We start from the raw sequence: 26,206 nt of genomic DNA, 5'->3' as shown, positions 1-26,206 counted from the left end.
GCTGATAGAAACAGAAGCCACTGGAGCACCTCAAAAACACCATCATACACTAAATCAGTAAGTTGGCAGCATCACCAATTAAATAATTAATCCAGTCAGGATAAGGATCATCTCTGGTTCAGATCCGCTATTGCCAATATCGGTCATGAATTTCTTCATAAAGACATCGGGTTTCGCACACCAGTTTACTGTCAGAAGTCGGCGTCACCATCAACGCTATTCAGGACGGATCATACAAAAGAAAAAGGCCAGCCTAACTTGAGACTGGCCTTTCTGACAGATGCTTGCTTATTCGCGGAACAGCGCCTCGATATTCAGCCCCTGAGTCTGCAAAATCTCACGCAGACGGCGCAGGCCTTCAACCTGAATCTGGCGAACACGTTCACGAGTGAGGCCAATTTCACGACCTACATCTTCCAGTGTTGCCGCTTCGTACCCCAGCAAACCGAATCGACGTGCCAGCACTTCACGCTGTTTGGCGTTCAGCTCGAACAGCCATTTGACGATGCTCTGCTTCATATCGTCATCTTGCGTGGTGTCTTCCGGACCGTTCTCTTTTTCATCGGCCAGAATGTCCAGCAACGCTTTTTCGGAATCACCGCCCAGAGGGGTGTCTACCGAGGTAATGCGCTCGTTAAGACGAAGCATACGGCTGACGTCATCAACTGGCTTATCCAGTTGCTCTGCGATCTCTTCCGCACTCGGTTCGTGGTCCAGTTTATGGGACAACTCACGTGCGGTTCGCAGGTAAACGTTCAGCTCCTTTACGATGTGAATCGGCAAACGAATAGTACGGGTTTGGTTCATAATCGCCCGTTCGATCGTCTGGCGAATCCACCAGGTTGCGTATGTTGAGAAGCGGAAACCACGTTCCGGGTCAAACTTCTCAACCGCGCGGATAAGCCCCAGGTTGCCCTCTTCGATAAGATCCAGCAAAGCCAGACCACGATTGCCATAACGGCGGGCAATTTTTACCACCAGACGTAAGTTACTCTCAATCATCCGGCGGCGGGAGGCAACATCTCCACGCAGTGCGCGACGCGCAAAATAAACTTCTTCTTCGGCCGTTAACAGTGGCGAATAACCAATCTCACCAAGGTAAAGCTGAGTCGCGTCCAACACACGCTGTGTGGCACCCTGCGATAACAGTTCCTCTTCGGCCAAATCGTTATCACTGGGTTCCTCTTCTACTAAGGCCTTTTCGTCAAAAACCTCAACTCCGTTCTCATCAAATTCCGCATCTTCATTTAAATCATGAACTTTCAGCGTATTCTGACTCATAAGGTGGCTCCTACCCGTGATCCCTTGACGGAACGCTCAAGCAACAGCCTGGTTCCGCCGAATTATCGCTGCGGCAAATAACGCAGCGGGTTTACGGATTTCCCCTTGTAACGAATTTCAAAATGCAAGCGTGTTGAACTGGTTCCGGTGCTACCCATGGTTGCTATTTTTTGCCCCGCCTTCACTTCTTGTTGTTCCCGGACCAGCATTGTGTCGTTATGGGCGTAGGCACTCAGGTAATCATCATTATGTTTGATGATAATCAGATTACCGTAACCGCGCAGCGCATTACCGGCATAAACAACGCGGCCATCTGCGGTCGCGGTAATTGCCTGTCCTTTGCTACCTGCGATATCAATCCCCTTATTGCCCCCCTCAGAAGCGCCAAAGGTTTCAATCACTTTGCCCTCAGTTGGCCAGCGCCAGGTGGAGATAGGCGTGCTGGTTGATGTACTGCTGACAGTCGGCTCGGTTGTGCTTGCTGTTGGCACCGTTACAGGCGCTGTGACCGTGGTCGCAGTTGGCTTGTTGTTCGGCAACATTTTGTTAGCACTCTGTTCACCCGAAGATTCAGAATACGTAATTGTCGGTTGCGACGCAACAGCAACGGTGGAATTTTGTGCAGGCTTGATCACAACTCCTTGCTCTGCTGCATCCGCCTGGGTAATGGCATTTCCGCCAGTAATCGGCGTACCGGAGGCGTTGCCAACCTGCAAGGTCTGACCGACGTTCAACGCGTATGGTGCCTGAATATTATTGCGCTGAGCGAGGTCACGGAAATCGTTGCCGGTGATCCAGGCGATATAGAAAAGTGTGTCGCCTTTTTTCACGGTATAGGTACTGCCGCTATAACTGCCTTTCGGAATATTCCCGTACTGGCGGTTGTAGACGATACGCCCATTTTCCATTTGCACCGGTTGCTGAGCGACAGGCTGTACCGGCTGAATTTGCGGTTGCTGCGCTGTAGATGTCGTCCCCATTTTCGGCGGCGGCGTAATCAGCATACCTGAATTGGTATTTGCCGGCGCATTGCCATTAACGGAACTAACTGGTGCCGGTGGATTCGATGTGTCAGAACAGCCAGCCAGCCATAGCGAAACCAGTGACAAAGCCGCAATACGGCGAACGGTGAATTTTGGGCTTCCCGCGCTCATTTATCCCCCAGGAAAAATTGATTAATAACCAGTGACATAATTACCGTGCAAGGCACCCTACTGAACACTGGAAAAGATGTTCACGATACGCTGACTTGCTGCAAAATAACCAGGAAAATTCCAGGTATTTCCTCGCAATTCAAGCCAGCTCCCCCTTCACTAAGGGGACAAAGCGCACGGCCTCTACGGTATCGATAATAAATTCGCCCCCACGACGACGCACCCGTTTCAAATACTGGTGCTCTTCCCCGACCGGCAAGACGAGAATCCCGCCTTCATCCAGTTGCGTCATTAGCGCAGTAGGAATTTCGGGCGGTGCCGCCGTTACAATGATAGCGTCAAACGGCGCACGTGCTTGCCAACCTTGCCATCCATCGCCGTGACGGGTTGAAACATTATGTAAATCAAGATTTTTCAGACGACGACGCGCCTGCCACTGCAAGCCTTTAATCCGTTCGACCGAACATACATGCTGGACAAGATGCGCCAGGATTGCCGTTTGATATCCCGAACCAGTGCCGATTTCCAGCACCCGCGACTGCGGCGTCAGTTCAAGTAATTCGGTCATTCGCGCCACCATATATGGCTGCGAAATTGTCTGCCCCTGACCTATCGGCAACGCGATATTATCCCAGGCCTTTTGTTCAAACGCTTCATCAATGAATTTTTCACGCGGCACGGCGGCGAGTGCATTCAGCACCTGCTCATCCTGAATACCTTGCGCACGTAATTGATCCAGAAGTGCTTGTACGCGTCTGCTTACCATTGCGTGCCAACTCCCACGCTGTTTAACCAGTCTGAAACCACATCTTGCGCGCTATGCGCAGTTAAATCCACATGCAGCGGCGTGATGGAGACATAGCCCTCATCTACCGCAGCAAAATCGGTCCCCGGACCGGCATCACATTTACCGCCCGGTGGGCCAATCCAGTACAGCGTATTGCCGCGCGGATCTTGCTGCGGGATCACCTGATCTGCCGGATGTCGTGTACCGCAGCGAGTGACACGGATACCTTTAATCTGCTCCAGTGGTAAATCCGGTACGTTAATATTGAGAATACGCCCGGTACGCAGCGGCTCTTTACACAGTGCGCGCAAAATGGAACACGTTACCGCCGCAGCAGTGTCATAATGTTTATGTCCATCAAGCGAGACAGCCAGCGCCGGAAAACCTAAATGACGGCCTTCCATCGCGGCGGCTACCGTACCGGAATAGATAACATCATCCCCCAGATTGGGGCCGGCGTTAATGCCCGAAACCACAATATCCGGACGTGGACGCATTAGTGCGTTCACGCCAAGATAGACGCAGTCGGTCGGGGTTCCCATTTGCACAGCGATATCACCATTTTCAAAGGTAAACGTTCGCAGGGAGGATTCCAGCGTCAGGGAATTTGAAGCGCCGCTGCGGTTACGATCGGGGGCAACCACCTGAACATCAGCAAACTCACGCAAGGCTTTCGCCAGCGTTTGTATACCGGGTGCATGTACCCCGTCATCATTACTCAGCAATATGCGCATAATCACCTGTTGTGTTGATAAGTTCCCTGACAACGCTGGTCGCAAAACTTCCCGCCGGAAGCCAGAAACGGATTTCTACGGTGACGTCATCCCACCAGTTCCAGCTTAATTGTTGTGGATATAACAGCATCGCTCTGCGCGCGGCTTCAACTTTTTCGCGCAGCAGCAAAGCTTGTAATTCAGTTTCGTCGGCTATCGCCGCTTGTTCGAATGCCAGAGCCTCACGTTGGGTTCCCCACTCGCCGCTACCGGGCAAAGCTGCGGTAATCATCAGCTCTTTATCGTTGACGCGACGCTGTAATTCCGCCAGTTCTTCGTGAGTTGCAACAAACCAACTGCCGCGCCCGGCTAATTGTAGCGCATCGCCGTCAACAACTTGATTAACTTCTGCTTTTTTGAGGCGCTCAGCAACAATCTGATTAAACAACGCACTACGTGCTGCCGACAACCAAAAACTGCGTTTATTGCGATCGCGTACCGGAGTATTGGTTTGCGCCCAGCGCAGCGCACCCTGCAAGTTACTACCGCCAATACCGAAACGCTGCGCGCCAAAGTAGTTCGGTACACCTTTTACGCAAATATCGATCAGACGTTGTTCAACGTCATCGCGATTGCTCACTTCGCGTAGTACCAGGGTAAAGGCGTTGCCTTTCAGTGCCCCTAAACGCAGTTTACGCTTGTGGCGCGCATACTCCAGCACCTGACAACCTTCCAGTTGAAACGCGCTCAGATCGGGCATCTCTTTGCCCGGAACGCGAGCGCATAACCACTGTTCCGTCACTGCATGTTTGTCTTTCTGCCCGGCGAAGCTGACTTCACGCGCATGAATTTTCAGGAATTTCGCCAGCGCGTCAGCCACAAAACGGGTATTGCAGCCGTTTTTAAGAATGCGCACCAGAATATGCTCACCTTCACCATCAGGCTCAAAGCCTAAATCTTCCACCACCACAAAATCTTCCGGGTTGGCTTTCAGCAGCCCGGTGCCTTGCGGTTTACCGTGGAGGTAAGTGAGATTATCAAACTCAATCATTTTGTTGCCTTAATGAGTAGCGCCACCGCTTCACAGGCAATCCCTTCCCCACGGCCGGTAAATCCGAGTTTTTCCGTAGTAGTGGCTTTCACGTTAACATCATCCATATGGCAGCCGAGATCTTCGGCAATAAACACGCGCATTTGTGGGATGTGCGGCAGCATTTTCGGTGTCTGTGCGATGATAGTGACATCGACGTTGCCGAGGGTATACCCCTTCGCCTGAATGCGTCGCCAGGCTTCACGCAGCAGCTCGCGGCTGTCTGCTCCTTTAAATGCCGGATCGGTATCCGGAAACAGTTTGCCGATATCCCCCAGCGCCGCTGCACCAAGCAATGCATCGGTCAACGCATGGAGCGCCACGTCGCCATCAGAATGCGCCAGCAGCCCTTTTTCGTAAGGGATGCGCACACCACCAATGATAATTGGGCCTTCGCCGCCAAAGGCGTGTACGTCAAATCCGTGTCCAATTCGCATTATGTATTCTCCTGATGGATGGTTCGGGTGAGGTAAAATTCGGCAAGCGCCAAATCTTCCGGGCGCGTGACTTTAATGTTATCCGCACGGCCTTCGACCAGCTGCGGATGAAAACCGCAGTATTCCAGCGCCGAGGCTTCATCGGTAATGGTAGCGCCTTCATTTAATGCACGCGTCAGGCAGTCATATAACAGCTCACGAGGGAAAAATTGCGGCGTCAACGCGTGCCATAGGCCGTTGCGATCAACAGTATGAGCAATGGCATTTTTGCCCGGTTCGGCACGTTTCATGGTATCACGCACCGGCGCAGCGAGAATGCCCCCCGTGCGGCTGGTTTCGCTCAACGCCAACAGACGCGCAAGGTCATCCTGATGCAGGCAAGGGCGAGCGGCGTCATGCACCAACACCCACTGCGCGTCGCCAGCGGCTTTCAGACCTGCCAGCACGGAATTAGCACGCTCTTCACCACCGTCAACAACGGTGATCTGCGGATGATTTGCCAGAGGAAGTTGTGCAAAACGACTATCGCCAGGGCTTATAGCAATGACGACACGCGACACCCGGGGATGCGCCAGCAGCGCATGTACCGAGTGTTCAAGAATGGTTTGATTACCGATTGAGAGATATTGCTTAGGACATTCCGTTTGCATTCGGCGGCCAAATCCGGCCGCCGGAACCACGGCGCAAACATCCAAATGAGTGGTTGCCATGTTAATTCCTGGGCTGATTTATCGATTGTTTTGCCCCGCAGACTGTGCGCGTTTCGACGCGTCAGGCACCAGACGATAGAAAGTTTCGCCCGGCCTGGTCATGCTGAGTTCATTACGCGCTCGTTCTTCGAGCGCCTCCTGACCGCCATTGAGATCGTCAATTTCGGCAAAAAGCTGATCGTTTCGCGCTTTAAGTTTCGCGTTTGTAGCTTGCTGTGCCGCCACATCATTATTGACGCGGGTATAGTCATGTATACCGTTCTTACCGAACCACAGCGAATACTGTAGCCAGACCAGAATAGCCAGCAACAGCAGCGTTAGTTTACCCATCCTGCCCCCTGAAAAACGGCATCTTCATCCCATACATCCGAAGACGACTCTACATCCTCTGTTGGGGATACCGCGACAACGCGGGCAAATGTACCACATTTGTCCATTGTTACGTATACCCAGGGCGTGCGGAACATAATCTCATTATTGGTTACGGTTTGAATTATGAACAGAGTAGACGGGAAAGAACAAATTAGCCCAACAACCACATAAACAGTGCACCAAACATAATACCTACAGTCACCAGGGTAAAAACAATACTGTAGCGTAGCTTTCCGTCCATCAATGAATGCAGCGCAATACCCACCACCACCGCGACGGGCATCAGCGCCAGAAAGAAAGGCCAGGTATAGATAAAAAAGAACAGCGTGTTAGAGCCATAAATCAACATCGGTATCGCCAGCGCACACAGCCAGGAGACAAAACCGACCACGGCGCCTGGCAGCGACCATGTGGTTTCTTCATCCTCAGTAAGGCTTTCGCTATTTGTTAGTGTAATGTTATGGCTATTACGCATATCTGATCCTGTTACTTTGACGAACCGGGCATGGAAACCCGGTGGTGTCTCAGGATCTGATAATATCGTTCTGTCTCAGTAGATCTAATAATTGCTGAACCAAATTTGTTACTAATTGTTCACCATTGAGATGAATTTCTGCCGATTCAGGCGCTTCGTAAACCGAATCAATTCCGGTAAAGTTGCGCAGTTCACCGGCACGCGCTTTCTTATATAAGCCTTTTGGATCGCGAGCTTCGCAAATCGCCAGCGGCGTATCGACAAACACTTCGATAAATCGCCCTTCTCCTACACGTTCACGAACCATCTGGCGTTCGGCGCGGTGTGGTGAAATAAACGCAGTCAGCACCACCAGTCCGGCTTCAACCATTAAATTCGCCACTTCACCGACGCGGCGGATATTTTCTTTACGATCGGCATCGCTAAAACCAAGATCGCTGCATAAACCGTGGCGAACGTTGTCGCCGTCCAGCAAATACGTACTGACACCAAGTTTATGTAACGCCTCCTCCAGCGCCCCGGCGACCGTTGATTTACCGGAACCGGAGAGACCGGTAAACCACAGCACAACACCACGATGACCGTGGTGTTGCTCGCGTTGTTGCACAGTGACCGGATGGCTATGCCAGACGACGTTTTCGTCATGCAGCGCCATTATTTATCTCCCAGCAAATCGCGCGCGCCCCAGTGAGGGAAATGGCGGCGCACTAACGCATTCAGTTCCAGCTCGAACGCGCTAAATTCCGACGGCGCAACGGCGGCCTCGTTTTTCGGCTCATGCACCATACCGGCACCAACAGTCACGTTGCTCAGGCGATCGATAAAAATCAGCCCACCGGTAACAGGGTTTTGCTGATAGCGATCTAACACCAACGGCTCGTCAAAGGTGAGATCAACCTGACCAATGCCATTGAGCGGTAAATTTTCAACTTCATGTTGGTTAAGGTTATTAATATCAACCTGATAGCGAATGCCATCAACACGAGCACGCGTCTTCTTACCGGCAATTTTGATGTCGTAACTCTGCCCTGGGGAAAGCGGCTGTTCCGCCATCCATACCACATCCACCGACGCGCTCTGCACTGCCGGTAATGCTTCGTCTGCCGCCAGCAGCAGATCGCCACGGCTGATGTCGATCTCATCCGTCAGCACCAGAGTGATCGCCTCTCCGGCAAAGGCTTCTTCGCGATCGCCATCAAAAGTGACGATCCACGCAATGTTTGACTCCACTCCCGAAGGCAACACTTTGACTCGTTGCCCGACTTCCACACGACCGGATGCCAGCGTTCCGGCGTAGCCACGAAAATCAAGATTCGGGCGGTTAACGTACTGCACCGGGAAGCGCATTGGCTGGGCATCCACCACTCGCTGGATCTCTACGGTTTCGAGCATTTCGAGCAATGTCGAACCGCTGTACCACGGCATACTTTCACTTTGCGAAGCCACGTTATCGCCTTCCAGCGCGGAGAGTGGCACAAAGCGGATATCCAGATTGCCCGGTAATTGTTCCGCAAAAGTCAGGTAGTCTTCACGAATGCGGGTGAACGTCTCTTCGCTGTAATCCACCAGATCCATTTTGTTGATCGCCACGACCAGATGTTTGATCCCCAACAGCGTGGAGATAAAACTGTGGCGACGGGTTTGATCGAGCACGCCTTTTCGGGCGTCGATCAGCAAGATCGCCAGCTCACATGTCGATGCGCCGGTCGCCATATTGCGGGTGTACTGCTCGTGCCCTGGGGTGTCGGCGATAATAAATTTACGCTTCTCGGTGGAGAAATAGCGATATGCCACATCGATAGTGATGCCCTGTTCGCGCTCGGCTTGCAGACCATCCACCAGCAATGCCAGATCCAGTTTTTCGCCCTGAGTGCCGTGACGTTTACTGTCGTTATGCAGTGATGAGAGCTGATCTTCGTAGATTTGGCGGGTATCGTGCAGCAAACGACCAATCAGGGTACTTTTGCCGTCATCAACGCTGCCACAGGTCAGAAAACGCAGCAGGCTTTTATGTTGTTGCGCGATCATCCAGGCTTCGACGCCGCCTTCATTGGCGATTTGTTGTGCAAGTGCGGTGTTCATCTTAAAAATACCCCTGACGTTTTTTCAGCTCCATAGATCCCGCCTGGTCGCGGTCAATCACGCGGCCCTGACGTTCACTGGTGGTAGAAACCAGCATTTCTTCGATGATCTCCGGCAGTGTTTGCGCATTTGACTCCACCGCACCGGTCAGCGGCCAGCAGCCCAGCGTGCGGAAACGCACCATCCGTTTTTTAATCACTTCGCCGGGTTGCAGGTCGATACGGTTGTCATCAATCATCATCAACATACCGTCGCGTTCCAGAACCGGACGTTCAGCGGCGAGATACAGCGGAACAATGTCGATATTTTCCAGCCAGATGTATTGCCAGATATCCTGCTCAGTCCAGTTAGAGAGCGGAAAGACGCGGATACTTTCGCCTTTGTTAATTTGTCCGTTGTAGTTATGCCACAGCTCCGGACGCTGATTTTTCGGATCCCAGCGATGAAAGCGGTCACGGAAAGAGTAGATACGCTCTTTAGCACGGGATTTTTCTTCGTCACGGCGTGCACCACCAAAGGCGGCATCAAAACCGTATTTGTTCAGCGCCTGTTTCAGGCCTTCAGTTTTCATGATGTCGGTATGTTTGGCGCTGCCGTGCACGAATGGATTAATCCCCATCGCCACGCCTTCTGGATTTTTATGTACCAACAGTTCGCAGCCATAGGCTTTAGCTGTGCGATCGCGGAACTCATACATCTCGCGGAATTTCCAGCCAGTATCAACATGCAGCAATGGGAAAGGCAGCGTACCTGGATAAAACGCCTTGCGCGCCAGATGCAGCATGACGCTGGAATCTTTACCGATAGAGTAGAGCATCACCGGATTTGAAAATTCTGCCGCCACCTCGCGAATAATGTGGATACTTTCCGCCTCCAGTTGCCGCAGGTGAGTAAGTCGTTTTTGATCCATAACCGTTCCTTTGCAATACCGCTATTTTCTTGCCATCAGATGTTTCGACTATAGGGAGCGTAAGAGAACGAATGAAATTACCAATTAGAATGAGTAGTTCCTTAATGGAATAACGATTTGGCAAAGCTAATATCAAAAAGTGCTTAAGGCTCCGGATTTCGGGCATTTAGGAAGATTTGAAATTGTTTTAGCGCAGCGGCAGTTTCATACTATGGCGGTAAAAAAATTTGCATGGTATTTAAGGACTCACTATGTTTTCCGCATTGCGCCACCGTACCGCTGCCCTGGCGCTCGGCGTATGCTTTATTCTCCCCGTACACGCCTCGTCACCTAAACCTGGCGATTTTGCTAATACCCAGGCACGACATATTGCCACTTTCTTTCCGGGACGCATGACCGGAACCCCCGCAGAAATGTTATCTGCCGATTATATTCAGCAACAGTTTCAGCAAATGGGTTATCGCAGTGATATTCGGACATTTAATAGCCGATATATTTATACCGCCCGCGATAATCGCAAAAACTGGCATAACGTGACGGGAAGTACGGTGATTGCCGCTCATGAAGGCAAAGCGCCGCAGCAGATCATTATTATGGCGCATCTGGATACCTACGCCCCGCAGAGCGATGCTGACGCTGATGCCAATCTCGGCGGGCTGACGTTACAAGGAATGGATGATAACGCCGCAGGTTTAGGTGTCATGCTGGAACTGGCAGAACGCCTGAAAAATACGCCTACCGAGTATGGTATTCGATTTGTGGCGACCAGTGGCGAAGAGGAAGGGAAATTAGGCGCTGAGAATTTACTCAAGCGGATGAGTGACACCGAAAAGAAAAATACGCTGCTGGTGATTAATCTCGATAACTTAATTGTTGGCGATAAATTGTATTTCAACAGCGGTGTAAAAACCCCTGAAGCAGTAAGGCAATTAACGCGCGACAGGGCACTGGCAATTGCGCGCAGTCACGGAATAGCCGCGACGACCAATCCGGGTTTGAATAAAAATTATCCGAAAGGCACTGGGTGTTGTAATGACGCCGAGGTTTTCGACAAAGCCGGTATTGCCGTACTTTCGGTAGAAGCAACAAACTGGAATCTGGGAAATAAAGATGGTTATCAGCAACGCGCAAAAACAGCCGCATTCCCTGAGGGAACTAGCTGGCATGATGTAAGACTGGATAATCAACAGCATATTGATAAGGCACTTCCTGGAAGAATAGAACGCCGCTGCCGTGATGTAATGCGGATAATGCTACCGCTAGTGAAAGAGCTGGCGAAGGCGTCTTGATGGGTTTTAATTGATTATTCCCGTGCCTGCAGGAAATCAACGCCACCTGAAACAGAGTAAAAAAAGGGTGCAGGAGACCAAACCATCACAATTCAATACGCGGGGTTTTACCCCCGCGTGGTGGCTACTTCTTCGATTCGTAAGCGAGAACTGCCTTAAACTCCATACCACGTTCTCTGATACTCAACTCACACAACGAGTCGCCTACCATCAGCGTGAATCCCAATACTGTAAAACACAGCACTATGATTGCCACAAGGGCATATTTTGTCAGCATGTCTTGCCTCCCTGCAAAGAAGAGACTAACATCCGAATTGCTTAGGTTCGAACGCTGGCCTCAGGTTGATAGAAATATCGCCTGGGGCTTTTGTCCATCTGGAACCTCGCGAATGCTTAACGCCAGACAGCCTCAAGCACCCAACACCATTCTATACCTGTTGATTCTCCCTGCGGCGTTCACATTTAAAATCAGGAATGCTGCTCGCAAAATAAAAACGCCCCCATCTTTTCTGACAGAGGCGTTTAATTTATCCGGCAATATTTACCCTTCGTGTAACCCACATTCCCTTTTTAAGCCAAAGAAACGCGTTTCTTCTTCCGCCATGCCGGGTTCCCATTTACGGGTTGTATGGGTATCGCCCACCGATAAATATCCTTCGTCCCATAATGGGTGATATTTCAGGCCATGCTTTTGCAGATACTGATATATCGTTCGGTTATCCCAATCGATAATCGGCAGGACTTTAAATACACCACGCTGGATAGCCAGCACTGGCAAATTAGCGCGACTGCCGGATTGTTCGCGGCGCAGGCCAGCAAACCAGGTTTGCGCGTTAAGTTCTTTCAGCGCCCGGTTCATCGGTTCGACTTTATTGATGTCATTGTACTTTTCAATGCCTTCAACACCTTGCTCCCACAGTTTACCGTAGCGCGCTTCCTGCCAGGCGGCGCTTTCTTTTGCCCTGTAGACCTTCAGATTTAGTTTGAGTTTGTCCGTTAACTCGTCAATAAAGCGGTAGGTTTCCGGGAACAGATAACCGGTATCGGTGAGGATCACCGGAATATCCGGGCGAATCAGGTTCACCAGATGCAGGCTAACCGCCGCCTGAATACCGAAGCTGGAAGAGAGCACATATTCACCGGGCAGATTTTCCAGCGCCCAGGCAACGCGGCCTTCAGCGTCCAGTTTTTCCAGGTGGGCGTTAGTTTCTGCCAGTGCCAGAATGCTGTCTACCTTCGGCAGGTCATTCAGGGCGTTTAGATCGAGTCTGGACATAGATTCCTCACTGTTTGCCTTGCCTGATGCGACGCTCACGCGTCTTATCAGGCCTACAATATCCCGCTGATGGTTAATCCCACAAATCGCGTGCCGGATCGAGCACCGGGCGAATGATGCCCGCACGCACCGTAAAGTCGCCGAAGCCTTCACCCGCTTCGCGCTCTTTCGCCCAGCGCCCTATCAGTTCATCAAGCGACGCCAGGATTTCCGGCTCGGTGATGTTTTCTTTATACATCCGAGGGATACGTGTCCCAATGCGGTTGCCGCCAAGATGCAGGTTGTAGCGACCCGGCGCTTTACCCACCAGGCCCACTTCCGCCAGCATCGCGCGACCACAACCGTTCGGGCAGCCTGTTACACGCATCACGATATGCTCATCGCTGACACCATGTTTCGCCATTAAATTATCGATGTTGTCGATAAAAGACGGCAGGAAACGCTCCGCTTCCGCCATTGCCAGCGGGCAAGTCGGGAATGACACGCAGGCCATCGAGTTTTCACGCTGCGGCGTGACGACATTCATTAACCCGCTCTCTTTGGCGATCTTCTCGATCTTCGCTTTCTCGCTTTCCGGCACACCGGCGATGATCAGATTCTGGTTCGCCGTAATGCGGAAATCGCCTTTGTGGATCTTCGCGATCTCCAGCAGACCGGTTTTCAACGGACGCCCCGGATAATCAAGGATGCGACCATTTTCGATAAACAGCGTCAGGTGCCAGTTATCATCAATGCCTTTAACCCAGCCGATGCGATCGCCGCGTCCGGTGAACTCATACGGACGGATCGGTTCGAACTTGATCCCCGCGCGACGTTCCACTTCCGCTTTAAACGTCTCAACACCCACACGTTCCAGCGTGTATTTGGTTTTGGCATTTTTACGATCGGTTCGATTACCCCAGTCACGCTGAGTCGTCACGACGGCTTCCGCCACCGCCAGCGTATGCTCCAGCGGCAGATAACCAAACTCGCTCGCGGTGCGGGCGTAGGTTTTTTTGTTACCGTGTTCGATAGACAGCCCACCGCCCACCAGCAGATTGAAGCCTACCAGCTTGCCGTTCTCCGCTATTGCCACAAAGTTCATGTCATTGGCGTGCAGATCGATGTCGTTCTGCGGCGGGATCACTACCGTGGTTTTGAATTTACGCGGCAAATAAGTCTGACCGAGGATCGGTTCTTCATCAGTGGTAGCGACTTTCTCCTGATCGAGCCAAATCTCCGCATATGCACGAGTACGTGGCAGCAGGTGCTCAGAAATTTTCTTCGCCCATTCATACGCTTCCGCGTGCAGCTGCGATTCAAACGGGTTCGAGGTGCAAAGCACGTTACGGTTCATGTCGTTGGCGGTTGCCAGCGCATCAAGACCGACCGAATGCAGCATCTGGTGTGCCGGCTTGACGTTCTTTTTCAGAATGCCGTGGAACTGGAACGTCTGGCGGTTGGTCAGACGAATGCTGCCGTAAATCGTGTTGTCTTCAGCAAATTTATCAATCGCCTGCCATTGTCTGGTGGTGATCACTCCACCAGGCAGACGGCAGCGCAGCATCATCGCGTGACGTGGTTCCAGCTTCTGCTCGGCACGCTCAGCGCGGATATCGCGGTCATCCTGCTGATACATACCGTGGAAACGGATCAGCAGAAAGTTGTCGCCTTTAAAGCCGCCGGTCAGGCCGTCGTTTAAATCTTCAGCAATCGTGCCGCGCAGATAGTTGCTCTCAAGCTTCATGCGCTCCGCGTCTGCCAGTTTACCTTCGACCACTAAAGGCCCTGGATGTTTTTCGCTCATTAGTAGACATCTCGCTGATAACGGCGCTCAACGCGCAGCTCACTTAAAAATTCATCCGCCGCTTCGGTGTCCATGCCACCAAATTCGGCAATCACTTCCAGAAGTGCCTGTTCAACGTCTTTCGCCATGCGATTGGCGTCGCCGCAGACATAAATGTGGGCACCGTCATTGATCCAGCGCCACAGCTCTGCGCCCTGTTCGCGCAGTTTGTCTTGTACGTAAATTTTTTCTTTTTGATCGCGCGACCAGGCGAGATCGATACGCGTCAGCACGCCTTCTTTGACGTAACGCTGCCATTCCACCTGATAGAGGAAATCTTCCGTAAAGTGCGGATTACCAAAGAACAGCCAGCTTTTACCCGGCGCTTCGTCGGCGGCACGCTGCTGCATAAAGGCGCGGAACGGCGCGATGCCCGTACCGGGGCCAATCATAATCACCGGCGTTTCCGGATTAGCAGGCAAACGGAAGTTGTCGTTATGTTCGATAAACACCCGAACTTCGCCCTCTTCTTCCACGCGATCGGCGAGGAAGCTGGAGGCACCACCCGCACGGGCGCGACCTTCCACGTCATAACGCACAACGCCGACGGTGATGTGCACTTCGCTCTCGACTTCCGCCTGCGATGAGGCGATGGAATATAAGCGCGGCGTCAACGGGCGCAAAATACCGATGAATGCATCAGCGTCCAGTTGTGCCGGAGAGAAACGCAACATATCGACAATTGGCGTGGTTGCCGCGTAATGCTGCAACTTCGCTTTATCGCCCACCAGCGGCAGCAGCGTTTCACTGCGCGTTAAAGTGGCGTAGTTCTCAACAATATTCGCAGTGTTGACGGTCAGTTCAAAATGCCACTGTAAGGCTTCTGCCAGCGGTAGCGTTTTGCCATCAACAGTGACAGGCTCATCGCCTTTCAACCACAGCAATTCAACAATCTCTTTTACCAGTGCCGGATCGTTCTGATACCAGACGCCCAGCGCGTCGCCCGGCTGATAGTGCAGGCCTGAATCACCTAAATCGATCTCGATATGGCGAACGTCTTTTTCAGAATTGCGTCCGGTAATTTTCTGGTTAACCGAAAGGCTCGCCACCAGCGGCGCTTCTTTGCTATACGGGCTGGTGTGAATTTCATTTACCGCGCCAGTAGCGACAGATTGCGAAGGTGCCGCAACAGGCGCGCGGGACTTCAGAACATCAACCACGCGGGCGCGCCATTCGCTGGCGGCTGCCTGATATTCAACGTCAGCATCAACACGGTCGAGCAGGCGCTCACCGCCCAGTTCCGCCAGCTTGCTGTCAAAATCTTTACCGGACTGGCAGAAAAACTCATAAGAGGTGTCACCAAGGCTAAACACGGCAAAAGCGGTATTTTCCAGCTTCGGCGCTTTTTTGGAGAACAGGAACTTATGCAGCGCGACGGCTTCTTCCGGCGGTTCCCCTTCCCCTTGTGTTGAAGTCACCACAATGAGCAGTTTTTCACTGGCGATTTGTTTGAATTTATAGTCGCCTGCGTTCACCAACTTAACGTTCAGTTTTGCCGCTAATAAGTCGTCACGTAACGCTTCAGCGACCCGGCGAGCATTACCCGTTTGCGAAGCGGAGATGATGGTGATACCCGGCATTTCTGCGCCAGGCGCAGGTGTAGCTGCAAGTGTACCTGGCTGCTGGTTAAGTATTCCCCAGAAATAGCCGGATACCCACGCAAGCTGGGTAGGTGTCAAATCAGTAGTGGCTGCCTGGAGGCGAGCCAGTTGCTCCGGGTTCAGCGGAAGCAAAGCGGAAGGTGGGGCCTGTGTCGTCATTCGTCGTTATGTTCCAGTAAGCAAAGCTGTTTCTGCGCCCTGTCTGCGCCCATAAAACAAAAGAGAAGGTAAGGTTAACGGGGCGAACGGTGTGGATTAAAGACGGGATAGCGATAACTAATAACCAAATCGACTAACCTGTTTTAGCAATAGTCTTTAACAACAAAATAGATTTATTAACCCAATGAAAATTAAATAAATATCGACCATCATTAAGATAATTAGGCTATTTTGCGCAACAAACCCATTTTAGATAATGCGAAAAAACAGGCTTTCCGGTACTCTACGCCCGTTTTGTCGTCCTGTAGAGAAATTATGATGTCCACCACGTTATTTAAAGATTTCACCTTCGAAGCCGCTCACCACTTGCCACACGTCCCACAAGGGCATAAATGTGGTCGCCTTCACGGGCACTCTTTTATGGTGCGCCTGGAAATTACCGGGGAAGTCGATCCGCATACGGGCTGGATTATCGATTTCGCTGAACTGAAAGCGGCATTTAAACCAACCTATGATCGCCTCGATCACTATTATCTCAATGATATTCCTGGCCTGGAAAACCCGACCAGCGAGGTTTTAGCAAAATGGATTTGGGATCAGGTTAAACCGGTTGTTCCGTTGTTAAGTGCGGTTATGGTGAAAGAAACCTGCACCGCAGGTTGCATCTATCGCGGCGAATGATAAGAGTGTGTCGGCGGTCAATTTCGCTTAAGTAACGCTATGTTAGGGTGTTGCGCTCTGGATATATGGGGCACGACATGGAAGACGACTGCGACATTATTATTATCGGTGCCGGCATTGCGGGCACCGCTTGTGCGTTACGCTGCGCGCGAGCGGGCTTATCCGTTCTGTTACTGGAACGCGCTGAAATCCCTGGCAGCAAAAATCTTTCCGGCGGACGGCTATATACCCATGCACTCGCGGAACTCCTCCCCCAATTTAACCTGACCGCGCCCCTTGAGCGACGCATCACTCACGAAAGCCTTTCTCTGCTAACGCCGGATAGCGCAACGACATTTTCCAGCTTACAGCCTGGCGGTGAATCCTGGAGTGTCTTACGCGCTCGCTTCGATCCGTGGCTGGTTGCCGAAGCCGAAAAAGAAGGTGTCGAGTGCATCCCTGGCGCAACGGTGGATGCACTACATATAGAAAACGGCAGAGTATGTGGCGTTATTTGTGGTGACGATATTATCCGCGCTCGTTATGTGGTGCTGGCGGAAGGTGCCAATAGCGTACTGGCAGAACGTCATGGGTTAGTTACCCGCCCTGCTAGCGAAGCGATGGCGTTGGGAATCAAAGAAGTTCTGTCGCTTGAAAGATCCATTATCGAAGAACGTTTTCATCTGGAGAATAACGAAGGTGCGGCGCTATTGTTTAGCGGCGAAATCTGTGATGACTTGCCCGGCGGCGCCTTTCTTTATACCAATCAACAAACGCTTTCAGTTGGGATTGTTTGCCCGCTCTCTTCCCTTGCACAAAGCTGTGTTCCAGCAAGCGAGCTGTTAGCTCGTTTTAAAACACATCCGGCAGTGCGCCCGCTTATCAAAAACACGGAATCGCTGGAGTATGGCGCGCATCTGGTGCCAGAAGGTGGCCTGCACAGTATGCCGGTGCAATACGCTGGTAACGGCTGGTTGCTGGTGGGCGATGCATTACGCAGTTGCGTCAATACTGGAATTTCAGTGCGCGGCATGGACATGGCGCTGACTGGTGCGCAGGCAGCAGCGCAAACGCTGATTAGCGCCTGCCAGCACCGCGAGCCGCAAAATCTTTTTCCGCTTTATCATCACAACGTAGAACGTAGCCTGCTGTGGGATGTTCTACAACGTTATCAGCATGTTCCGGCGCTTTTACACCGCCCTGGCTGGTATCGAAAATGGCCAGCGTTAATGCAGGATATTTCCCGTGATTTATGGGAACAGGGTGATAAACCTGTTCCACCGCTGCGCCAGTTATTCTGGCGTCATTTACGTCGTCACGGATTGTGGCATCTGGCAGGCGATGTTATCAGGAGTCTGCGATGTCTGTAGCCCGTAATCTCTGGCGCGCGGCTGATGCGCCGCATATTGTTCCGTCTGATTCCGTTGAGCGCCAGACGGCAGAACGGTTGATTAACGCCTGCCCGGCAGGTCTTTTTTCGCTCACGCCGGAAGGTGATTTGCGCGTTGATTATCGTAACTGCCTGGAGTGCGGCACCTGCCGTTTGCTGTGCAATGAAAAAACACTACAACAGTGGCGCTATCCGCCTTCCGGATTCGGCATCACCTACCGCTTTGGATAAATAATAAGGATAATTTATGCCCCTCTTACACCTGCTCCGCCAGAATCCGGTGATTGCTGCCGTTAAAGATAATGCCAGTCTGCAACTGGCCATTGATTCTGAATGCCAGTTTATTTCCGTGTTGTACGGCAATATCTGCACCATCAGTCAAATCGTCAAAAAGATTAAAAACGCCGGGAAATATGCCTTTATTCATGTCGATTTGCTGGAAGGAGCGTCAAATAAAGAGGTCGTCATTCAGTTTCTGAAACTGGTGACCGAGGCGGACGGTATTATCAGTACCAAAGCCTCAATGCTGAAAGCGGCAAGAGCGGAAGGTTTTTTCTGTATTCATCGCCTGTTTATTGTCGATTCGATTTCGTTTCACAATATTGATAAGCAGGTTGCGCAATCGAACCCTGATTGCATTGAGATCCTGCCTGGCTGTATGCCCAAAATACTGGGCTGGGTGACGGAGAAAATCCGCCAGCCGCTGATTGCAGGCGGACTGGTGTGCGATGAAGAAGATGCGCGCAATGCAATTGACGCCGGTGTGGTGGCGCTTTCGACCACCAATACCAGCGTCTGGACGTTAGCGAAAAAATTGCTTTAACGGGATTATCGTAACGGAATTTGTGTGGTTTATAGGCCACATCCGGCATTCGGCGCCTGATGCGACGCTAACGCGTCTTATCAGGCCTACGGGAACCACCAATGTAGGTCGGATAAGGCGTTTGCGCCGCATCCGACAAGCGATGCCTGATGCGACGCTAACGCGTCCTATCAGGCCTACAAGTCCCTGCCCCAGAACCGCATCCGGCAGTACGTTATTGGCATTCTGCGCGAATATTTGTCACCAGCGCCTCCAGTACCGCTTTCCAGTCATCTACCACGCCAACATCTGCCTGTGAAAATACCGCCGCGCTGGCGTCATGATTCACAGCCACCACAAACTGGCTATTACGCACGCCTGCCATTAACGCTGCCGCGCCGGACGCCCCGGCAACAATGCAAATCTCTGGCGCCAGCAAATGCCCGGAAATTCCAATCACTTTTTCCGCATCAAAACCACCGTTCATCACTCGCGCCCGACTGTAGCCCACTTCGGCGCCCAGCTTTTCAGCCAGCATAGCGATTTCATGGCTATCAGCCTCGCCACCCTGCCCCACCACCAACACCCGTCTGGCTTCTACTAATGGGTCACGGGTAGTATTTTTCAGGTTTTCGATGCTAACAAACCACTCTGGAAGTGCGCCGGGGACAATGTTTAGTTGCTGCATACCGGATGGCAGCATAGCGTTTTTCGCTGCTCCAGCCTGGCGCGCCAGAGAAAGACATAGCGGACGTTTTTCTGTTTGCAGCGTCGCCGTCAGCGCATTTCCCCAGTGGGATTTGCGCACGCTTACGGTTGGAATATCTAACGAAGTTACCTGGCAGATACTGGCACCATGTACACGCCAGGCCAGCCGGGTAGCCAGTTCATCGCCAAACGCGCCCGACGGAAAGAGAACAACTTCCGCAGGCGTTCGCTGCCACTGTTCCACCAGCGCATCCAGCACTTGTTCCGCCACTACGGGCTGAGGTTCAATTCGCCAGTGCGTCAGTGTACAACCGCTGAAATCCTGTTCTGCCAGCCAGCCTGCCATTGCGGAATGATCCTGATTGATTGTCACGATGGCGATATTCATGGCTGCATCCTCTGGCACAAATAATCCCGCCACAGTATTTGTGCTTTTTCTTTAGCTGTTTGCCCATTAACCAGCGTCGCACCGCGCCGTTGCTCCGGTCTTTCCAGTTGCAGGCACTGTATCGCTGGTGCTTCTGCGACAAGAGTTTCGCGGGTAATCTCCGCTTTCCCCGCCGCCATACGCTGGCGCATCCCCGGTACAGGCAAGGCCACTTCGCCACACTGACGCACGGCAATCACCGCAGGTAAGCGGACACGGCAATAACGCAGCCCGTTTTCAGTACGCTGTTCGAAAGTGATAAACGGCGCGTCGAGAGTAAAACGCTCCACCTGCGTGAAACAGGGCCAGGCCAGTATTTCCGCCAGCAAAAACGGCGTTTGCCCGTTCTGACCTTCGCTGCTTTGGCAGCCGGTAATAATCAAATCCATCGGATTCAGGCGCTGCCATTCGGCAATATGGCGAGCGACAAATTCCGGGACAAAACGCAGTATTGCCGTCGTCTCCAGTAATACAGCTTCCTCAAACCCAAGAGCAGTGAGATAGCGCAGCCAGTGCAACGCCCGTTCATCGCCCATGCTCAACGCGGTTAAAGTCATCGGCGTGCCACTTTTTCTCTGCGCCAACAGTAGCGCGGCAGCGGCCTGTTCATCAGCGCCGAGTAAACTTCGCAGCAACGAAACATCCGGCCCACTATGCCCCTGAGCCGCCGCCTGCCACTCTTTTTCCGCTAACATTCCGGCATCCGGTTCAGCTTTAAACGCTAACAGAATGTTCATTTGCACCTCCAACATTTCCCGCCGCCACCAGCGGGAGTGCTTTGGTTTCTGGCGCCCAAAGCCAGGTCACGATAAAACCAATCAATAACACTGCCGCCAGGAGCAATAAGGTGACCTGCATTCCCCACTGCGCCAGAATCCACGGCAGCAGGCCGGTACTTACCGCCGCGCCAAGTCGGCTCATGGCGGTGGCAAAACCAACGCCCAACGAGCGAATGTCAGTAGGAAAACTTTCCGCAGGCAAAATGCCCACCAGGTTACTGACTGCCGAAATGGTGGTACTGAAGAGGACAAAAAGCAGCAACGTTAGCGAACTGCCAGAAGGCAAACAGGCCATCACCATCAACGTGACCGCCAGCAGCAGAAAACTGCCAAGTAAAAATTTTCGATGTGCCAACAGGTGGGTCAGGAATAAACCTAATATCGCGCCAACAATTAACAACGCATTGAGCATCAAGCTGGCAGTCAGCGCATCTTCCAGACCAATAGTCTGGGCGATAGTCGGCAGCCAGGTGTAAATCACAAACCACGGGATCACGAGGCAGACAAAGAACACGCTGTTAAACACCGTGCGTCGCCAGTAGCGCGAAGAGAACAAAGTTCTGATGTGTTTATGGGTCGCCGTTGCGACTTCATCGCCCAGTAAAACATGGGAACCAAAATAGCGATGTACGATAGCGTGAGCTTCTGCAAAACGTCCCTGACGCAGCAACCAGCGCGGCGATTCCGGCGTTCCCCAGCGTAAAAGCGTAATCAGCAAGGCTGGCAACGCCGCAGAAGCCAGCAGCCAGCGCCAGGCTTCCGGGCTTTCGCTAATAAAGTGATGTCCGGCAAGACTTGCCAGCACGTAGCCCACCGTCCATACCACGCTGAATGCCCCCAGCAAAATACCGCGATGGCGGCGCGGGGAAAATTCTGCCAGCAACGTGTGGCCTACTGAATAGTCGCCTCCCAGACCAATGCCGATCAAAATGCGCAGCCCAATAAGATGCTCTGGCGTAGTGGCAAAATATTGTAAAAACGAAGCGAGCGTAATCAGCAAGAAGCTGAAAGTGAATATTTTTTGCCGGCCAATATGGTCGGAGATCCAGCCCAGGACCAGGCTGCCGATAAACAGGCCAAGCAGCGCCGAGCCGCCGATCATTCCCGCCATAAACGGCGTCAGTTGCATGACAGGCGTAAGCTGAATGATGGCGTAACCAATGACGCCAAGAACATAACCGTCGGTCAGGTGCGCGCCGAAAGTGAGCGCAGCAATGCGGCAGTGAAAACGGTTAAGTGGTAAATCATCCATTCGCACCGGTGAAGTGTTCATCTTTACCCCTTCATTGTCCGGTAATAAGAACGGCTTCTCGCCTGAGAAGCCGAAAAGGCAACGCCCCGTCATCGCGGGACGCTGCCTGGAATATTATTTTTCAATCGGATAGATAGTACCCGTGTTCATAATGCCGTTAGGATCGAACTGCTTTTTCAGTCCTTCCAGCAATGCCCACGCGCTGCCGTGTTCCAGTTTGCTCCAGTGAACGCGATGTTTACCGATACCGTGGTGGTGCACCATCGAACCACCGAGGCGAATGGTTTCTTCGCAGATAATTTTGTTGAGCGGATTATGGTACTTGTCGATTTCCTCTTCCGGCTTACAGTCAACAACGTTGTAGTCGTAAACGAAGTACATGTTGGTGCCGTTCTGGTAGCTGTGAGAGGAGTGACCGCCCAGCATGGTGATGTCGTCGGCGTGTGGGAACTCGGTACGAATACGGTTGATGACGCTTTCGTAAATTTCGTGAATGCAGCTCCAGCAGCCGGACACTTCGGTGGTAAAGCCCATGTTGCCAGTTTTGAGGATTTGCACACGTTCGGCAGCCACTTTATCCGGTCCCCAGTTCAGGTGATTAAACCAGGTTTCGATCAGCTTGCTGTCCACGCGCCGGCATTGCGGGTAGCGGGCAACGATTTCCGCAATCCCTTCGCCTGTGGCCTGTGCGATGCGCGGATTGCCTTCAGCCATAAAGATCAGCACACATTTTCCGTCGGCAAAATGCGTGAAGTGCTGCGTACCATCTTCAGCGTCATACAAACGAGCAATCGACGGGCGATACCCTTCCACCATGATTTCGCGCAGGATGTCGAAGCCGGTTTTCATGTCTTCCAGGATATAGCCGTAGAAGAGGTTGTTTTCTGGCGTGAATTTGAAGATTTTCACTGTCACTTCAGTGATATAGCACAGTGCGCCTTCGTTGCCGATGATGATGTGACGAATGTCCGGGCCAGCCGCGCGGCGTGGCACGTTTTTAATGCGTGTCACGGTGCCATCTGCCAGTACCGCTTCCAGACCAACAACCATATCCTCAATAGCGCCGTAGAGTGTGGAGAACTGCCCGATACTGCGGGTTGCTACCAGGCCGCCCATCTGCGCCAGCGGCTTTGACTGCGGAGAATGCCCCGTGGTGTAGCCTTTTTCACGCAACGCGTTTTCCAGCACTTCCAGCGGAACGCCACATTGCGCCGTGGCCTGCATATTCTCAATATCAATATTAATGATTTGATTCATGGCGGAGCCATCGAGCACCACCGAGTTTTCCACTACGGTTTCCAGTCCACCTTCGGTGGCGGAAGCGCCGGTACGCGGCACACCGTTAATTTTGTGCGCATTCATAAAATTCAGCACACGGGATACTTGTTCTGTGGAACCGAGTTTTACGACCGCTGCCGGAATAGGCAAAGTATAAATACCATGAATATCCGGAAATTTACGAAAACGGTCAATGCTGTTTTTCTTTAATACCGTTTCATCGGTAATAACGCGATCTGTTCCAACAATTTCCTTTAGCTGGTCGACAATCGCTGCGCGAGATAAAGACATAATAATTCCTTCCTGATAATAAAAATGGAATAGTCATTAATAAAAAAAACAGAAACCACCGTTATGGATTAGCGCACTAAATAACCGCCATCAACTACCAGCAAATGACCATTAACATAGTTTGAAGCCGGACTTGCGAGGAATATTGCTGCCCCCATTAAATCCTGAGTATCACCCCAACGGTTTGCCGGAATATGGTCAAGAACACGCTGATTAGTTTCTGGATTACTGCGTGTCGCCAGCGTAATATCTGTTGCATAATAGCCAGGGGCAATACCATTTACCTGAATATTATATTGACCTAGTTCATCACAATAAGCTTTGGTGAATCCGGCAAGGGCGTGTTTAGTGGCAGAATATGCTGGAGACCATTGCCCGCCCAGGTAAGAAAACAATGAACAGATATTAATGATTTTACCGCTTTTTTGCGGGATCATAATTTTTGCCGCTTCGTAACTCAGCTCAAAAGCGGCTGTCAGGTTCACATCAATCATCGGGTCCCAGTCAGCACGACCGAAGTCCAGCACCTTATTCAGCTTACAAATACCTGCGTTATTGACCAGAATATCGACGGTGCCAAAACGCTCACAACAGGCGGCGATGATCTTCTGTGGCGCGCCTTCTGCGGTGATATCCACCTGCATAAAATCAACTTCAACGCCCTGTTTTTCAATAATTTCCTTCGTTTCGCCATTATCTTTGACGAAGCTTGGAATAAAGATATTTGCACCTGCTTTTGCCAGTGCCATCGCAAATGCCTGGCCTAACCCGCTATTCCCGCCGGTAACAATTGCCGTTTTACCTTTCAGGGAGAAAAAATCCATTGGGAACGCATTGAGAGATTCGATTGACATAGTTAGCTCCAATTTCCGTAAGGCAAAAAAAAAGAAAGGTAACTTCCCCCGCGAGAGGGAAGTTACCTTTCTCATTATCTCTGGTAACTGGGAATAATTTTTAGCATAAGGACATAATCGCTTATGTGATCATAATCACAGTGTGCTATTTGTATTGTCAAATGTTTTTAAAAAGTAGAATCGTGATTACTCTCACACAACACCTCTGCTTTCCATGTTATTTCTTATCGCAATTACTAGAGACCTGAGAAAAGTAATCCTCCTGAAAGGGCGGCTTACTTTTCTCTTTTTTTTGTCTATTACAAATGGGAATACGATATGCAACACAACTCATATCGCCGTTGGATAACCCTCGCGATAATCAGTTTTAGCGGCGGCGTTAGTTTCGATCTGGCTTATTTACGTTATATTTACCAAATTCCCATGGCAAAATTTATGGGATTCAGCAATACCGAGATAGGTTTAATAATGAGTACCTTTGGTATTGCGGCTATTATTCTTTATGCCCCCAGCGGCGTTATTGCCGATAAATTTTCACACCGCAAAATGATTACTTCCGCGATGATCATTACCGGATTATTAGGCCTGATAATGGCAACATATCCACCATTATGGGTAATGCTTTGTATCCAGGTCGCGTTTGCGATAACGACGATTTTAATGCTGTGGTCGGTATCGATAAAAGCCGCCTCATTGCTTGGCGATCATAGCGAGCAAGGGAAGATCATGGGCTGGATGGAAGGGCTGCGCGGCGTCGGCGTAATGTCGCTGGCGGTGTTTACCATGTGGGTCTTTTCTCGCTTTGCACCGGAGGACAGCGCCAGCCTGAAAACGGTCATTATCATCTACAGTGTGGTTTACATTCTGCTGGGCATCTTGTGCTGGTTTTTTGTTAGTGATAACAATAGCCTGCGTAGTACCAATAACGAAGAAAAACAGTCATTCCAGCTTAGCGACATCCTGGCCGTTTTGCGCATCAGCACAACCTGGTATTGCAGCATGGTGATTTTTGGCGTCTTCACCATCTACGCCATTCTGAGTTACTCCACCAACTATCTGACCGAAATGTATGGCATGTCGCTGGTGGCGGCGAGCTACATGGGGATTGTGATCAACAAAATCTTCCGCGCGCTGTGCGGTCCGCTTGGCGGCATTATCACCACCTACAGCAAAGTGAAATCTCCTACCCGCGTGATCCAAATCCTTTCCGTAATCGGTTTACTGGCGCTGACTGCCCTGCTCGTCACAAACTCTAACCCGCAATCGGTCGCGATGGGGATTGGCCTGATTTTACTGCTGGGATTCACCTGCTACGCCTCACGTGGGTTGTACTGGGCTTGCCCCGGTGAAGCGAGAACACCGTCTTACATTATGGGCACCACGGTGGGTATTTGTTCAGTGATTGGATTCCTGCCGGATGTCTTCGTTTACCCAATTATCGGTCACTGGCAAGACACTCTGCCCGCAGCAGAAGCCTACCGCAATATGTGGCTGATGGGCATGGCGGCGCTCGGCATGGTGATCGTCTTTACCTTTTTGCTGTTCCAAAAAATTCGTACTGCTGATAGCGCCCCCGCAATGGCTAACAGCAAGTAAGCCAGAAA

The 26,206-nt window shown here is 51.5% G+C and carries 27 protein-coding genes; 6 read left to right on the top strand and 21 right to left on the bottom strand.

All coding sequences use genetic code 11. The features are described from left to right. Positions 1-288: 288 nt before the first annotated feature. The 12 genes from rpoS to cysD all read right to left on the bottom strand — a co-directional run bounded on the left by rpoS (position 289) and on the right by cysD (position 10,011). Positions 289-1,281, bottom strand: a complete 993-nt coding sequence (gene rpoS, locus FC814_RS07420) for an RNA polymerase sigma factor RpoS (protein ID WP_000081550.1) — start codon at positions 1,279-1,281, stop codon at positions 289-291. A gap of 62 nt (positions 1,282-1,343) precedes the next feature. Further along, positions 1,344-2,435, bottom strand: a complete 1,092-nt coding sequence (gene nlpD / locus FC814_RS07415) for a murein hydrolase activator NlpD (protein ID WP_137325742.1) — start codon at positions 2,433-2,435, stop codon at positions 1,344-1,346. Positions 2,436-2,574: 139 nt separating this feature from the next. After that, positions 2,575-3,201 (bottom strand): protein-L-isoaspartate O-methyltransferase, encoded by a 627-nt coding sequence (gene pcm / locus FC814_RS07410; protein ID WP_000254703.1) that lies wholly within the window; start codon positions 3,199-3,201, stop codon positions 2,575-2,577. Next, complete coding sequence (gene surE / locus FC814_RS07405; protein WP_032226071.1) at positions 3,195-3,956, bottom strand: 5'/3'-nucleotidase SurE; 762 nt, start codon at positions 3,954-3,956, stop codon at positions 3,195-3,197. The genes pcm and surE overlap by 7 nt, the downstream gene beginning before the upstream one ends. Further along, positions 3,937-4,986 (bottom strand): tRNA pseudouridine(13) synthase TruD, encoded by a 1,050-nt coding sequence (gene truD, locus FC814_RS07400; RefSeq protein ID WP_000568937.1) that lies wholly within the window; start codon positions 4,984-4,986, stop codon positions 3,937-3,939. The genes surE and truD overlap by 20 nt, the downstream gene beginning before the upstream one ends. Continuing rightward, entirely contained in the window at positions 4,983-5,462 is a 480-nt protein-coding gene (gene ispF / locus FC814_RS07395) for a 2-C-methyl-D-erythritol 2,4-cyclodiphosphate synthase (protein ID WP_113391368.1), read from the bottom strand. Before ispF ends, truD begins: the two co-directional genes overlap by 4 nt. Beyond that, entirely contained in the window at positions 5,462-6,172 is a 711-nt protein-coding gene (gene ispD / locus FC814_RS07390) for a 2-C-methyl-D-erythritol 4-phosphate cytidylyltransferase (RefSeq protein ID WP_085461083.1), read from the bottom strand. The genes ispF and ispD overlap by 1 nt, the downstream gene beginning before the upstream one ends. An 18-nt stretch (positions 6,173-6,190) precedes the next feature. After that, positions 6,191-6,502: a cell division protein FtsB gene (gene ftsB / locus FC814_RS07385; RefSeq protein ID WP_000517479.1), complete on the bottom strand. Its 312-nt coding sequence runs from the start codon at positions 6,500-6,502 to the stop codon at positions 6,191-6,193. Between the two features lie 193 nt (positions 6,503-6,695). Further along, entirely contained in the window at positions 6,696-7,019 is a 324-nt protein-coding gene (locus tag FC814_RS07380; protein WP_001246115.1) for a DUF3561 family protein, read from the bottom strand. 49 nt (positions 7,020-7,068) lie between these two features. Further along, positions 7,069-7,674, bottom strand: coding sequence for an adenylyl-sulfate kinase (gene cysC, locus FC814_RS07375; RefSeq protein ID WP_001173681.1), 606 nt, complete (start codon positions 7,672-7,674; stop codon positions 7,069-7,071). After that, positions 7,674-9,101 carry a sulfate adenylyltransferase subunit CysN gene (gene cysN / locus FC814_RS07370; RefSeq protein ID WP_137325741.1) on the bottom strand — a complete coding sequence of 476 codons (1,428 nt, stop codon included), beginning with the start codon at positions 9,099-9,101 and terminating at the stop codon, positions 7,674-7,676. Before cysN ends, cysC begins: the two co-directional genes overlap by 1 nt. A gap of 1 nt (position 9,102) precedes the next feature. Beyond that, positions 9,103-10,011, bottom strand: coding sequence for a sulfate adenylyltransferase subunit CysD (cysD, locus tag FC814_RS07365; RefSeq protein ID WP_000372392.1), 909 nt, complete (start codon positions 10,009-10,011; stop codon positions 9,103-9,105). Positions 10,012-10,262: 251 nt separating this feature from the next. Here cysD and iap point away from each other — a divergent pair, with 251 nt between their 5' ends. Continuing rightward, positions 10,263-11,300, top strand: a complete 1,038-nt coding sequence (gene iap, locus FC814_RS07360) for an alkaline phosphatase isozyme conversion aminopeptidase (RefSeq protein WP_137325740.1) — start codon at positions 10,263-10,265, stop codon at positions 11,298-11,300. 124 nt (positions 11,301-11,424) lie between these two features. Here iap and FC814_RS07355 read toward each other — a convergent pair whose 3' ends face one another. The 4 genes from FC814_RS07355 to cysJ all read right to left on the bottom strand — a co-directional run bounded on the left by FC814_RS07355 (position 11,425) and on the right by cysJ (position 16,161). Next, entirely contained in the window at positions 11,425-11,577 is a 153-nt protein-coding gene (locus FC814_RS07355) for a Hok/Gef family protein (protein ID WP_000956460.1), read from the bottom strand. Between the two features lie 264 nt (positions 11,578-11,841). Beyond that, on the bottom strand, positions 11,842-12,576 hold the full coding sequence (gene cysH / locus FC814_RS07345) for a phosphoadenosine phosphosulfate reductase (protein ID WP_137325739.1): 735 nt from the start codon (positions 12,574-12,576) through the stop codon (positions 11,842-11,844). Between the two features lie 73 nt (positions 12,577-12,649). Beyond that, positions 12,650-14,362, bottom strand: coding sequence for an assimilatory sulfite reductase (NADPH) hemoprotein subunit (cysI, locus tag FC814_RS07340; protein ID WP_001290645.1), 1,713 nt, complete (start codon positions 14,360-14,362; stop codon positions 12,650-12,652). Further along, entirely contained in the window at positions 14,362-16,161 is a 1,800-nt protein-coding gene (cysJ, locus tag FC814_RS07335) for an NADPH-dependent assimilatory sulfite reductase flavoprotein subunit (RefSeq protein ID WP_137325738.1), read from the bottom strand. The genes cysI and cysJ overlap by 1 nt, the downstream gene beginning before the upstream one ends. A 315-nt stretch (positions 16,162-16,476) precedes the next feature. Here cysJ and queD point away from each other — a divergent pair, with 315 nt between their 5' ends. From queD to FC814_RS07315, 4 genes are all read left to right on the top strand, one after another. Further along, the gene (gene queD, locus FC814_RS07330) at positions 16,477-16,842 is read left to right on the top strand and encodes a 6-carboxytetrahydropterin synthase QueD (RefSeq protein WP_137325737.1); all 366 of its coding nucleotides are present in this window, start codon (positions 16,477-16,479) and stop codon (positions 16,840-16,842) included. A 77-nt stretch (positions 16,843-16,919) separates the two neighbouring features. Further along, positions 16,920-18,191 carry an FAD-dependent oxidoreductase gene (locus tag FC814_RS07325; RefSeq protein WP_137325736.1) on the top strand — a complete coding sequence of 424 codons (1,272 nt, stop codon included), beginning with the start codon at positions 16,920-16,922 and terminating at the stop codon, positions 18,189-18,191. Beyond that, positions 18,182-18,442, top strand: coding sequence for a ferredoxin family protein (locus FC814_RS07320; protein ID WP_000109515.1), 261 nt, complete (start codon positions 18,182-18,184; stop codon positions 18,440-18,442). The genes FC814_RS07325 and FC814_RS07320 overlap by 10 nt, the downstream gene beginning before the upstream one ends. A 16-nt stretch (positions 18,443-18,458) precedes the next feature. Further along, positions 18,459-19,034 (top strand): glycerol-3-phosphate responsive antiterminator, encoded by a 576-nt coding sequence (locus FC814_RS07315; protein WP_137325735.1) that lies wholly within the window; start codon positions 18,459-18,461, stop codon positions 19,032-19,034. A gap of 214 nt (positions 19,035-19,248) precedes the next feature. Here the strand turns inward: FC814_RS07315 and FC814_RS07310 are convergent, their stop codons facing one another. From FC814_RS07310 to FC814_RS07290, 5 genes are all read right to left on the bottom strand, one after another. Beyond that, positions 19,249-20,109 (bottom strand): electron transfer flavoprotein subunit alpha/FixB family protein, encoded by an 861-nt coding sequence (locus FC814_RS07310; protein WP_085461094.1) that lies wholly within the window; start codon positions 20,107-20,109, stop codon positions 19,249-19,251. Continuing rightward, a complete protein-coding gene (locus FC814_RS07305) occupies positions 20,106-20,885 on the bottom strand; it encodes an electron transfer flavoprotein subunit beta/FixA family protein (RefSeq protein ID WP_137325734.1) in 780 nt (259 codons plus the stop codon). Before FC814_RS07305 ends, FC814_RS07310 begins: the two co-directional genes overlap by 4 nt. Further along, entirely contained in the window at positions 20,863-22,200 is a 1,338-nt protein-coding gene (locus tag FC814_RS07300) for an MFS transporter (RefSeq protein ID WP_001098115.1), read from the bottom strand. Before FC814_RS07300 ends, FC814_RS07305 begins: the two co-directional genes overlap by 23 nt. Positions 22,201-22,293: 93 nt before the next feature. Beyond that, complete coding sequence (locus FC814_RS07295; RefSeq protein ID WP_137325733.1) at positions 22,294-23,748, bottom strand: FAD-binding oxidoreductase; 1,455 nt, start codon at positions 23,746-23,748, stop codon at positions 22,294-22,296. Between the two features lie 68 nt (positions 23,749-23,816). Then, positions 23,817-24,602: an SDR family oxidoreductase gene (locus FC814_RS07290; RefSeq protein ID WP_137325732.1), complete on the bottom strand. Its 786-nt coding sequence runs from the start codon at positions 24,600-24,602 to the stop codon at positions 23,817-23,819. A gap of 318 nt (positions 24,603-24,920) precedes the next feature. Here FC814_RS07290 and FC814_RS07285 point away from each other — a divergent pair, with 318 nt between their 5' ends. Next, the gene (locus FC814_RS07285) at positions 24,921-26,198 is read left to right on the top strand and encodes a nitrate/nitrite transporter (RefSeq protein ID WP_137325731.1); all 1,278 of its coding nucleotides are present in this window, start codon (positions 24,921-24,923) and stop codon (positions 26,196-26,198) included. The last annotated feature ends 8 nt before the right edge of the window (positions 26,199-26,206 follow it).

Source organism: Escherichia sp. MR, from assembly GCF_005280595.1.
In the GTDB taxonomy this organism is placed as follows: Bacteria; Pseudomonadota; Gammaproteobacteria; order Enterobacterales; family Enterobacteriaceae; genus Escherichia; species Escherichia ruysiae.
The sequence above is the reverse complement of the archived record's forward strand: the minus strand, read 5'-3'. Positions and strand labels throughout refer to the sequence as shown.

Bases quoted from the DNA above. Each gene is read 5' to 3' on its own strand.
- FC814_RS07380 (WP_001246115.1), bottom strand. From the start codon at position 7,019: ATGCGTAATAGCCATAACATTACACTAACAAATAGCGAAAGCCTTACT.
- cysD (WP_000372392.1), bottom strand. From the start codon at position 10,011: ATGGATCAAAAACGACTTACTCACCTGCGGCAACTGGAGGCGGAAAGT.
- cysN (WP_137325741.1), bottom strand. From the start codon at position 9,101: ATGAACACCGCACTTGCACAACAAATCGCCAATGAAGGCGGCGTCGAA.
- iap (WP_137325740.1), top strand. From the start codon at position 10,263: ATGTTTTCCGCATTGCGCCACCGTACCGCTGCCCTGGCGCTCGGCGTA.
- FC814_RS07310 (WP_085461094.1), bottom strand. From the start codon at position 20,109: ATGAATATCGCCATCGTGACAATCAATCAGGATCATTCCGCAATGGCA.
- FC814_RS07320 (WP_000109515.1), top strand. From the start codon at position 18,182: ATGTCTGTAGCCCGTAATCTCTGGCGCGCGGCTGATGCGCCGCATATT.
- surE (WP_032226071.1), bottom strand. From the start codon at position 3,956: ATGCGCATATTGCTGAGTAATGATGACGGGGTACATGCACCCGGTATA.
- FC814_RS07305 (WP_137325734.1), bottom strand. From the start codon at position 20,885: ATGAACATTCTGTTAGCGTTTAAAGCTGAACCGGATGCCGGAATGTTA.
- queD (WP_137325737.1), top strand. From the start codon at position 16,477: ATGATGTCCACCACGTTATTTAAAGATTTCACCTTCGAAGCCGCTCAC.
- ispF (WP_113391368.1), bottom strand. From the start codon at position 5,462: ATGCGAATTGGACACGGATTTGACGTACACGCCTTTGGCGGCGAAGGC.
- cysH (WP_137325739.1), bottom strand. From the start codon at position 12,576: ATGTCCAGACTCGATCTAAACGCCCTGAATGACCTGCCGAAGGTAGAC.
- FC814_RS07290 (WP_137325732.1), bottom strand. From the start codon at position 24,602: ATGTCAATCGAATCTCTCAATGCGTTCCCAATGGATTTTTTCTCCCTG.
- FC814_RS07325 (WP_137325736.1), top strand. From the start codon at position 16,920: ATGGAAGACGACTGCGACATTATTATTATCGGTGCCGGCATTGCGGGC.
- rpoS (WP_000081550.1), bottom strand. From the start codon at position 1,281: ATGAGTCAGAATACGCTGAAAGTTCATGATTTAAATGAAGATGCGGAA.
- cysI (WP_001290645.1), bottom strand. From the start codon at position 14,362: ATGAGCGAAAAACATCCAGGGCCTTTAGTGGTCGAAGGTAAACTGGCA.
- pcm (WP_000254703.1), bottom strand. From the start codon at position 3,201: ATGGTAAGCAGACGCGTACAAGCACTTCTGGATCAATTACGTGCGCAA.
- FC814_RS07285 (WP_137325731.1), top strand. From the start codon at position 24,921: ATGCAACACAACTCATATCGCCGTTGGATAACCCTCGCGATAATCAGT.
- truD (WP_000568937.1), bottom strand. From the start codon at position 4,986: ATGATTGAGTTTGATAATCTCACTTACCTCCACGGTAAACCGCAAGGC.
- FC814_RS07300 (WP_001098115.1), bottom strand. From the start codon at position 22,200: ATGAACACTTCACCGGTGCGAATGGATGATTTACCACTTAACCGTTTT.
- ispD (WP_085461083.1), bottom strand. From the start codon at position 6,172: ATGGCAACCACTCATTTGGATGTTTGCGCCGTGGTTCCGGCGGCCGGA.
- ftsB (WP_000517479.1), bottom strand. From the start codon at position 6,502: ATGGGTAAACTAACGCTGCTGTTGCTGGCTATTCTGGTCTGGCTACAG.
- nlpD (WP_137325742.1), bottom strand. From the start codon at position 2,435: ATGAGCGCGGGAAGCCCAAAATTCACCGTTCGCCGTATTGCGGCTTTG.
- cysC (WP_001173681.1), bottom strand. From the start codon at position 7,674: ATGGCGCTGCATGACGAAAACGTCGTCTGGCATAGCCATCCGGTCACT.
- FC814_RS07295 (WP_137325733.1), bottom strand. From the start codon at position 23,748: ATGTCTTTATCTCGCGCAGCGATTGTCGACCAGCTAAAGGAAATTGTT.
- FC814_RS07355 (WP_000956460.1), bottom strand. From the start codon at position 11,577: ATGCTGACAAAATATGCCCTTGTGGCAATCATAGTGCTGTGTTTTACA.
- cysJ (WP_137325738.1), bottom strand. From the start codon at position 16,161: ATGACGACACAGGCCCCACCTTCCGCTTTGCTTCCGCTGAACCCGGAG.
- FC814_RS07315 (WP_137325735.1), top strand. From the start codon at position 18,459: ATGCCCCTCTTACACCTGCTCCGCCAGAATCCGGTGATTGCTGCCGTT.